General features: G+C 72.7%; 9 protein-coding genes and 1 pseudogene. 3 read left to right on the plus strand and 7 right to left on the minus strand.

The genetic code is table 11. The annotated features are described in order from the left end of the window. Nucleotides 1-64, plus strand: a 64-nt coding sequence (locus PV721_RS44180) for an SEC-C metal-binding domain-containing protein (protein WP_416371271.1), incomplete at its 5' end; no start/stop codon positions are given. Between the two features lie 36 nt (nt 65-100). Here PV721_RS44180 and PV721_RS38675 read toward each other — a convergent pair. From PV721_RS38675 to PV721_RS38685, 3 genes are read right to left on the minus strand one after another with little or no spacing between them, the layout of a single operon-like run. Next, nucleotides 101-1,027, minus strand: a complete 927-nt coding sequence (locus PV721_RS38675) for a YDG/SRA domain-containing protein (protein ID WP_319732834.1) — start codon at nt 1,025-1,027, stop codon at nt 101-103. A 30-nt stretch (nt 1,028-1,057) separates the two neighbouring features. After that, complete coding sequence (locus PV721_RS38680; RefSeq protein ID WP_319732851.1) at nt 1,058-1,354, minus strand: hypothetical protein; 297 nt, start codon at nt 1,352-1,354, stop codon at nt 1,058-1,060. 39 nt (nt 1,355-1,393) lie between these two features. Beyond that, nucleotides 1,394-1,585: a hypothetical protein gene (locus PV721_RS38685; protein ID WP_319732836.1), complete on the minus strand. Its 192-nt coding sequence runs from the start codon at nt 1,583-1,585 to the stop codon at nt 1,394-1,396. 328 nt (nt 1,586-1,913) lie between these two features. Between PV721_RS38685 and PV721_RS38690 the strand changes: the two genes are divergently transcribed. Both PV721_RS38690 and PV721_RS38695 read left to right on the plus strand, forming a co-directional pair. Then, nucleotides 1,914-2,450, plus strand: coding sequence for a GNAT family N-acetyltransferase (locus tag PV721_RS38690; protein ID WP_319732839.1), 537 nt, complete (start codon nt 1,914-1,916; stop codon nt 2,448-2,450). 34 nt (nt 2,451-2,484) lie between these two features. Continuing rightward, a complete protein-coding gene (locus tag PV721_RS38695) occupies nt 2,485-3,519 on the plus strand; it encodes a hypothetical protein (protein ID WP_319732841.1) in 1,035 nt (344 codons plus the stop codon). Nucleotides 3,520-3,543: 24 nt separating this feature from the next. Here the strand turns inward: PV721_RS38695 and PV721_RS38700 are convergent, their stop codons facing one another. The 4 genes and pseudogenes from PV721_RS38700 to PV721_RS38715 all read right to left on the minus strand — a co-directional run. Continuing rightward, nucleotides 3,544-4,884 carry a DUF445 domain-containing protein gene (locus PV721_RS38700; protein ID WP_416371270.1) on the minus strand — a complete coding sequence of 447 codons (1,341 nt, stop codon included), beginning with the start codon at nt 4,882-4,884 and terminating at the stop codon, nt 3,544-3,546. A gap of 589 nt (nt 4,885-5,473) precedes the next feature. Further along, a pseudogene (locus PV721_RS38705) lies at nt 5,474-6,094 on the minus strand (DUF1707 SHOCT-like domain-containing protein); the annotation flags it as partial. Between the two features lie 170 nt (nt 6,095-6,264). Then, the gene (locus tag PV721_RS38710; RefSeq protein ID WP_319732847.1) at nt 6,265-7,248 is read right to left on the minus strand and encodes an ABC transporter ATP-binding protein; all 984 of its coding nucleotides are present in this window, start codon (nt 7,246-7,248) and stop codon (nt 6,265-6,267) included. Between the two features lie 2 nt (nt 7,249-7,250). After that, a partial coding sequence (locus PV721_RS38715; protein WP_319732849.1) for an ABC-2 family transporter protein occupies nt 7,251-7,681 on the minus strand: 431 nt, incomplete at its 5' end.

Raw genomic sequence — 7,681 nt, forward strand, 5'->3', positions numbered from 1 at the left:
CACCCCCACCTCCCCCTGCTGGTGCACCTCGGGCAAGCCGTACGCGGAGTGCCACGGGGGATGAGGGCCCTAGCGGGCGGTAGCCACCACGCCCCACCCGCTACAGGAGCCGGTTCGCCCACCGCTCGCGGTGCTTGCGCGCAAACTCGATGCCGATGTTGTGCCCCTCGGCTTGCGCAAGCGCCGCGCGGAACCGACCGGTGATTCCGTCGATCACGTCGAGCTCGTCCGTCAGCTGCAGGGCGCCCCGGTCGAACAGGGCGTGGCAGTTGGGGCACAGGCACAGCACGTTTTCGATCCGGTCGTGGCCCAAGTGCGGCTTGCCGACGGCCTGTATGTGCGCCGCTTCGCTGTAGGCCTCGCCCTCCAGGGAAACGATCAGCCTCGCGCGGCATATCTGGCAGGTGTTGTCGTACATCTTCTTCACCGCGCGCACGACCGTGGAGTCACGCACCAATCGGTCCTGGGAGATGTAGCGCCGGGCCTGCTCCTCGAAGGGCGTCTCGGCGCCCGCCAACGGGTCCACGGGCTGAGGGGCCGGCACCTGTCCGGGCTCGATCTTGAGCAGCTTGAACTGGCAGATGCCGAAGCCTTCCTGCCCGACCGTCAGCCAGTGGTCCGCCACCCTGAACAGCCCGCGGTAGACGTACCCCTTGGTCGCTCGCCGGCGCTTGCCCCGGGTGATCCCGAGGCCCTCGATCACGCGCACGGGATGTCCCATGGCCTGCGAAACGACCAGTGCGGCGTTGCCCCGCTCCCCGAGGGACTGGTCGGCGACCATCCGCCCCGAATCCCGGTCGCGGCCTCCTTCGCCCGTATAGACGATCACGTCGCCTTCATCGCGATCGTCTATGTACCCGCCGGAGAGCACGATGGAGTCGGCACCCGTCTTCTCGGTGCCCGAGATTCCACGGCCACTGAACCGGTGAAGGCCGTGGGCATGGAGCTCGATGTGGCCCTTGAACCGGTCCCCCTCGGCCACGCCGTCAGGGGTACCGAACACAACGGATCTTGAAGGCGCAGTCATGCGCGCATCATGTCAAAGGATCAACGGGACCTACCGGTCGGCCGCCGCGTAGGCGGCTGCGGCCATCGTGGTGGCGGCCGTGAAGACCGCCGGCCAGGGGCCGATCTTCTTGGCCAGGGGGTGGGAGCCCGCGAAGGCGGCGAGGTAGGCCGTGCCGAGGAGGGCCGTGGTCGTCGGGGACGTGCGGCGGTGCCATTCGCGGGCCGCGACGGTGCCGGCGGCCGCGAGGACCACGCCGCCGAGGGGGCGCTTGCCGGTCCAGCGGGCGGCGGCGTAGCCGCCGACGAGGCCGCCTGCGGCCACGAGTGAGGTGGGGATCTGCGCCATGGTGGGGGCCTCCAGCCGTTCGGACGTCACCGGTCGAGGCTAACGCGGCCGGCGGGTGAAGCGGCGGGCGGCCGCCACTCCCAGCACCACGACGGCTCCGCCCAGCACACCGGGCGGGACGGTGTCCTGAACCGCGCGGGGAAGCACGGCCATCACCCCCAGGATGATGAAGAACGCCACGGCGCAGCCCCCGAGAGCGACGAGGACGCGGGTGATGAGGGTGTGGGGCACGCTGGGCTCCGGGTGTCGTGCGGTTCGTGCGGTTCCTGCGGTTCCTGCGGTTCCCGCGGTTCCTGCAGTTCCTGCGGTTCCTGTGTTTCGTGCGGTTCCTGCAGTTCCTGCGGTTCGTGCGAGGCATTCGGCTTCGCGCTCTCCCGGTTCAACGCCCGCCCGGGCGCCGCCGATACGGGCGGTCCGCAGCACCGTACGGAAGTCGGATTTGTCGCACACCCTCCGGATCCGCGCACCTGCCCTCCAGGGAACCTCCCCGGCGTAGATTCACTCTCTGAGAGGGGCGATACGACCGAAGCCGCCCAAGCCGGCCCAAGGAGCTGCAAACGTGATCTGTTATGGACCGGCCGTCCTCGACCTGTCGGACGAACTGGCCGACACCTACAGCGAGGTCTTCTCCGCGCCGCCGTGGAACGAAGACGAAGAAACCATTCGCCAGTTCGCCGCCCGGCTCCAGGCCGACAGCCGCCGCACAGGGTTCCGTACCGCCTTCGCCCAGTCGGCCGTCGGCATCGACGGATTCGCCACCGCCTGGCTGACCCCCAAGTCCTTCCCCACCGACCGGGCCTACGGGCAGGTCGCCGCGCAGCTCGGCCGGCAGCGCGTACGGGAACTCCTCATCGGCGCCCTGGAGATCGACGAGCTCGCCGTACGCCCGCACGCGCGCGGCCACGGCACCGGCCGCGCCCTCCTCGCCGAGATCACCGCCGACGCCCCGGACGCCCGCGCCTGGCTCCTCACCGCACGCGTGGCCACCGACACCGTCGCCACCTACCGCCGGCTCGGCTGGCACGAGGTCACCCCGCTGCCCGGAACGGAGAACGGCGTCGTCGTCTTCCTCGCCCCGAACCACCCCTCGGCCTGAGCATCGCCCGCACCCCACCGGGCATACCCGGGGCATGATCACGCGCATCGACGTCGCCCGGCGCCAGCTGAACATGGCCACCCACCACCAGCTCAAGCGCGCCGGGATCCCGGCCGCCACCATCAGCGGCCGCAGCCGCCACGGAGGGCCCTGGCAGCGGCTCCTGCCGCGGGTGTACCTCCTACAGACCGGCCCGCCGGACCCCAGGCAGCAGGCGCTGTCCGCCGTCCTGTACGCCGCTGAGCCGGCCGCCGATCCGCTGTCCGGAGCGAGCGCCGCGCTCACCGGCGGCGCCGCACTCGCCCTCCTCGGCATTCGCGGCGCCCCGGCCGACCCGCTGCACGTACTCGTCCGCTCCCCGCGCACAGTGGCGGCCGCAGGCCGCGTCCGCCCAGGCTCGACCTCCCGCTGGCCCGCGACCATCCACGTCCACGGCGTCCCCAGCACCCGACCGGTGCGGGCCGCCGCGGACTTCGCGGCCCGCACCGACGACCCGGACCTGGTGCGCTCCGTACTCGCGAACGTCGTCCAGGGCGGCTGGTGCCACCCCCACGACCTGCACGCCGAACTGCGCGCCGGCCGCGTCCGGCACCGCCCCGCCGTCCGCGCGGCCGCCGCGGAACTCCTCGCCGGAGTCCGCTCGATCGCCGAAGGCCGCGCCCGCGACACCCTGGCCGCCACGAACCTCCCCGCCCCGCTGTGGAACGCCCGCCTCTACGGCCCGGACGGCGCCTTCCTCGCCAGCCCGGACGCGTACTGGCCCGAGGAGGGCGTGGCACTCGAGGTCGACTCCGCCGAGTACCACTACACGCGCGACTCCTGGCAGGCCACCCTGCACCGCCGGCTGCGCCTGGAGGCGCGCGGCGTCCTGGTCGCCAGTACGACGCCGGCGATCCTCCGGGACCGCCCCGCGGACGTGATCGCCGCGCTGCGCGCACTCCTCGCCCTGGGCGCGGCCCGCCCCGCGCCGCCGGGCGTCACCGCCCGCGGGCACGCCCAGCTGGAGCTGCCTCTGCCTCTGCCCCTGCCACTTCCTCTGCCTCGGCCGCTGCCTCGGCCGCTCCCGTAGCGTCCGCTACGCGGGCCACGCGGGCTACGCCCCGAAGGCGCGGGACACCGAGTAGATCAGCAGGCCCGCCAAGGCGCCGACCACCGTGCCGTTGATCCGGATGAACTGCAGGTCGCGGCCGATGTGGGCCTCGATCTTGCGGGAGGTGTGCTCGGCGTCCCAGCCCGCCACCGTCTCCGTGATCAACGAAGTGATCTCGGTCCGGTAGGTGGTGACGACGTAGACCGCCGCGCCCTCGATCCAGCCCTCCAGCTTCGCCTGCAGCCGGCCGTCGGTGGACAGCCGCGCACCCAGGGAGAGCAGCGAGGCGCGGACCCGCAGGCGCAGCTCGCTCTGCTCGTCCTCCGCCGCCGAAATGATCATCGACCGGATCGCCGACCAGGCGGAGGCGATGACGTCCTGGACCTCGTCGCGCGCGAGGATCTCGGCCTTGAGGCGCTCCACCCTCGCACGCGTCTCCGTGTCCGACTGGAGGTCGGACGCGAAGTCCCGCAGGAAACGGTCCACCGCCCCGCGCGCCGGGTGCTGGGGCATGTCCCGCATCTCCGTGACGAAACGGAGCAGCTCCTTGTAGACGCGCTCGCCCACCTTGCGGTCCACGAACCGCGGGGTCCAGCCGGGGGCGCCGCCCTGGACCGCGTCCGTGATCGAGTCCCCGTGCGTGACGAGCCAGTCGTGGGCCTTGGCGCAGACGAGGTCGACGGCCCGGCGGTGGCCGCCGTCCGCGACGACCCGCTCCAGCATCTTGCCGATGCCCGGCGCGATCTCGGCGGTCTCGGCGCGCCGGGTGATCGCCTCGCCCACGACGGCCTGCACGTCGGAGTCGCGCAGTACGGTCAGGGCCCCGCGCAGGGCGGCCGCCAGCTCGGCCGTGACCCGGTCGGCGTGGGCGGGCTCGGCCAGCCAGACGCCGAGGCGGCCGCCGATGCCGAGGGCGTGGAGGCGGGCCCGGACCACGTCGGAGGAGAGGAAGTTCTCTCCGACGAACTCACCCAGGGTGACGCCGAGCTGGTCCTTCTTCGTCGGGATGATCGCCGTGTGCGGGATGGGCAGGCCGAGCGGCCGCTTGAAGAGCGCGGTGACGGCGAACCAGTCCGCGAGCGCGCCGACCATGCCGGCCTCGGCCGCCGCGGCCACGTACGCGGCCCAGCCGCCGGCGCCCCAGGCGTGCTGGGCGTACTTGGCCAGTACGTACACCAGCGCGACCAGGGCCAGCAGGCCGGTCGCGATGGTCTTCATCCGCCGGACCCCGTGCCGGCGCTCCTCGTCGGCGGCGTTGAACACGAACGCTCCGCGGGCGGGGGGCGGTACGGGTGGTGACGGTGGTGGCGGTGCGGTGCCTCCGGCTGTGCTGCGGTTCTCCACGTGCTCCTGCCTTCCCCCGGTGGCGCCGGTTTTGTCTGCATAGCATCCGACTCCCGGGAGGCCCGAGGAGTTCCCGCCACGCCCTTTCGCTCCCGCGGGGGGTGGCGGTACAAGGCTGCCCCGCACCCCGCCGTTTCGCTCCCGCGAGGCTGCGGTACCGGGGACCCGCGCCGCCCCGTCACTCCCGCGGGAGTCACGGTACGAGGCTGCCCCACGCCCCGCCCATCCGCTCCCGCCCGCTCCCGCGGGGCTGCGGTACGGGGAACCCGCACCGCCGTTCCGCTACCGCGGCGGGCCAACGCCCTCGGCCTCCGACCAGGCACGGGCCAGCCGATCCGTTCCCTGTTCCGGAACAGGGCCAGCGCCCCGCCCCCGGTCAGAGGCGCTGCCGCGAGCCGGCCCCGCAGCAGCCGGCCCCGCAAGCTCCAGCCCCCCAAGCTCCGGCCCCGCAGCAGCCGGACCCGCAGGCGCAACCCCCGCAGGCTCCGGCCCGCGGGCTTCGCAGGGCGGCCGGTTGCTCCGGCTTCGGGGGCTGGGGCTGGCCTCGCTGCTACAGCTCCTTGCGGAGGGAGGGGCCGTTCAGTGGGGGTTTCGGGTTCTTGACCTTGATTTCCACGCCGCCCCAGAAGGCGAAGCCCGTGATGACCACCCGCGGAGCACCCGGCCGGGACGGGCCCGGGCTGTGGCGCTGGTCGAAGGCGCCCATGAAGCCGAAGCCCCGTACGTCGAGCTCCACCCCCGGCGGCACCGTGATCTCGATGCCGCCCATGATCGCGACGCAGTTGATCACCACCTCGCGCTGCGCGAAGTCCGCCTCGCGCAGGTCCAGCTCGCCGCCGCCCCAGAACGCCACCGCGTCGAAGCGGGCGGGCACCGTCCACCGGCCCTTGCGCTGGAACCCCGACATGACCGCGACGGCCAGCGTGGAGGTGCCCGCCCCGCCGATCCGCCCCGCCCACGGCGCCGCTCCCGACCCGGCGACCGGTACCGGCTGCGCGGCCGGTCCCTCCGCCGCCGGAAGGTCCCGCGTCAGCGGTTCCAGTTCCGCGTACGTCCGGGACTTGTACGCCGCCTCCAGCCGCTCCTCGAATTCCTCCATGTCGAGCCGGCCCTCGGCGACGGCGTCCCGCAGACGCTCCGCCACCCGGTCCCGGTCGGCATCCGACGCCCTCAGCTCCGGCAACGGCTTCTCCGGCCGATCGTCACTCATGCGCACCAGACTATGCAGGGTTCCCCGGGAGTTGTACGGGGCGGCCCTGGGCACGTCCCTGAGATCGACCCCGGTTTTCCCCTGACCGAGTCGATGGGTCGGCCGAAGGACCGGCCGAAGGACCGGCCGATGGACCGGCCGATAAGCCGGCCGATGGACCGGCCGATGGATCAGCCGCGGCCCGCGTACATGCGCGCGATCACGTCCTCGATGTCGGGCTCCCGCACCGACAGGTCCACCAGCGGGTACTCCGCCGCCACCGCCGCCACCAGCGGGGCCGCCGACGTCCCCGCCGGGAACGCCAGCCACTGCCGCGGCCCCTCCACCTTCACCACCCGCGCACCCGCCACCTCGATCGGCGCCAGTTCCCGCTCCAGGTCCACCACCAGGGTCCGCTCGCTCTCCCCCGCCGAGCCCGCAGAGCCCGCCGCGTGCAGACCGTCCAGCGCCCCGTCGTACATCAGCCGCCCGTGGTCGATCACCATCACCCGCTCGCACAGCTGCTCGATGTCCTGGAGGTCGTGCGTGGTCAGCAGCACCGTCGTCCGGAGCTCCTCGTTCAACTGGCGCAGGAAGCCCCGTACCTTCGCCTTGCTCACCACGTCGAGCCCGATCGTCGGCTCGTCCAGGTACAGCACCTCCGGATCGTGCAGCAGCGCCGCCGCGATGTCCCCGCGCATCCGCTGCCCGAGCGACAGCTGCCGTACCGGCACGTCGAGCAGCTCGGCCAGGTCCAGCCGGTCCACGCAGCGCTCCAGGTTCTCCGCGAACCGCGCCGCCGGGATCCGGTACATCCGCCGCATCAGCCCGTACGAGTCCTTCAGCGGCAGGTCCCACCACAGCGTCGTGCGCTGCCCGAAGACCACCCCGATCCGGTGCGCGAGGCGCATCCGCTCCCGCGACGGGTCGATGCCCGCCACCCGCAGCCGGCCGCCGCTCGGGGTCAGGATGCCGGTCAGCATCTTGATGGTGGTCGACTTGCCGGCGCCGTTGGGCCCGATGTAGCCGACCATCTCGCCCCGGGCCACCTCGAAGCTGATCCCGTCCACCGCCCTCACTCGGCGTTTCTCCCGGCGCATCAGGCTCACCCGGCGCCGTACGTCGAACACCTTCTCGACCCCGTCCAGCGAGATCAGCGCATCCGCTTCAGCCACAGCTAGCTCCCCGTGCTTCGGTACGAACGGACTCCCGCGCGCCACGCCAGCGACGCGGGCAGGAACACCAGGAAGGCCACCAGCGGGCTCAGGTACGCGACCCACCCGGGCAGTCCCAGCGGATCGGGCCGCCCCAGCACGTGCAGTGCGGGCAGCCAGTTGACGAAGGCGAGCGGCACGATGAAGGTGACCCCGCGCAGCAGGTCCTTCCCGAAGACCGTCGGCGGGTACTGCAGCATCGTGCAGCCGCCGTAGGTGAAGGAGTTCTGCACCTCCGCCGCGTCCCCGGCGACGAACTGGAAGGCGGCCCCGGTCACCATCACCGCCGCGAAGATCGCCGCCCCGGCCACGATCATCACGGGCACCATCAGCACCTTCCCGGCCGTCCAGTCCACCTCCAGGGTCCAGACCGCCCACCCCAGCACCCCGAGCC

Origin of the sequence: Streptomyces sp. MB09-01 (assembly GCF_033794505.1) — a bacterium.
Lineage (GTDB): Bacteria > Actinomycetota > Actinomycetes > Streptomycetales > Streptomycetaceae > Streptomyces.

Coding starts and splice junctions, on each gene's coding strand:
- PV721_RS38675 (WP_319732834.1), bottom strand. CDS start 1,027: ATGACTGCGCCTTCAAGATCCGTTGTGTTCGGTACCCCTGACGGCGTG.
- PV721_RS38695 (WP_319732841.1), top strand. CDS start 2,485: ATGATCACGCGCATCGACGTCGCCCGGCGCCAGCTGAACATGGCCACC.
- PV721_RS38680 (WP_319732851.1), bottom strand. CDS start 1,354: ATGGCGCAGATCCCCACCTCACTCGTGGCCGCAGGCGGCCTCGTCGGC.